Source organism: Xenorhabdus beddingii, from assembly GCF_002127545.1.
Classification (GTDB): Bacteria; Pseudomonadota; Gammaproteobacteria; order Enterobacterales; family Enterobacteriaceae; genus Xenorhabdus; species Xenorhabdus beddingii.
On sequence record NZ_MUBK01000111.1, the window covers coordinates 1 to 1,209 of the forward strand.

The 1,209-nt window shown below is 49.1% G+C and carries 1 protein-coding gene and 1 pseudogene; both read right to left on the reverse strand.

Annotation, left to right across the window (positions count from 1 at the left end; translation table 11 throughout):
• Window positions 1-919 (reverse strand): major capsid protein (locus Xbed_RS18690; protein ID WP_086114306.1); only part of this gene is annotated, 919 nt, incomplete at its 3' end.
• A 10-nt stretch (window positions 920-929) separates the two neighbouring features.
• Window positions 930-1,209 (reverse strand): annotated as a pseudogene (locus Xbed_RS18695) (hypothetical protein); the annotation flags it as partial.

The following is a 1,209-nucleotide window of genomic DNA, read 5'->3' on the forward strand; positions in this document are numbered from 1 at the left end:
TAACCCCCGCACGAAGAGGAACAATCAGCATTTCATTGCCTTTCAGCTCGAAATCTTCCTTGATGCTGGAAATGCCCGTGATTTTCTTGATTTCATCCAGCACCGTGCGAGTCTGGTTCACGTCGAAATACAGCTTTTCCCAGTTCGACAGAATGTCACCGGACACATACCACGTTTGTTCACCGTACTGATAGTTTTGCAATTTCAGCACATCACGCACTCGAATAACTTCGGAGCGCATAGCCTGTGCGTCAGTACTTGTCGCGAAATCGATGTTAAGCGCAACTTGTGCTACACGCTCATCAGAACGCAGACCTTTCCACGTCTTATCATCAAACTTAATGAAGTTACCTTCACTGTCACGGAAGCCGTTCCAAATGAAGTCAACATACTGACGACGCACATCTTTAACCGAAGACGCCTGAACATCGGCTAATGAGGCCAGCGCAGAACCTTTGTTGAAGATCGGGTCACGCCAGTTAAATTTAAAACCGGAGTCATGAATAGGCACCATCGTGCCGTCAAAACTGTATGAGCGAGCATCCAGTGCTGCACCAATCTGGCCGGACATTGATGTATGCGCCCAACCTGTGCCACCAGTGCGGGCATACTCATACACTGACTCTTCCAAACGCACTGAGCGAGATAAGCCCATCAGATCGTTTAACAAGGTGAATTCCGAATTTGGCTCAAATTCTGCCAGTACAGTCTGGTCATAGGTGCGATATAGTCGCTTAATGTCATCTATCGCATTGACAGCATCAAGACGCGCATCTTCATTGCGATAACGGGCACGCGCAATAAAATCAGCCACGGCCTGAGCCGAAGAGTTACGCGCCAATACCAGCTCACCAAATTGAGCCTGATTAGCTTCAAGGTTTCCGGTTTCGGTTGCCTTCTTGACTGAAAAATAAAACATTCAATTCTCCTTACTTGAACACTACGCGAACCAAGTCGCCCGATTTTACTGTGAGTTCATCTTCTTCAACGTAAGCAAAGATGTCCGCCCCTTCACCCGCCGCCTTTATCTGGCCGTTGGTGACGACTACCGGTTGCCCTTTTTTGTACGTTCCGGCCGTGGCACGCACGTTTAAGAACCCCCCCGCCATGGGATGAATACCGACAACCACAGAATCGGTCGTGATAGCGTCATCAACGGTCTGGCAGCGGAGGTAATCGATATTGGCGACATACAGGATCGCCGCTTCC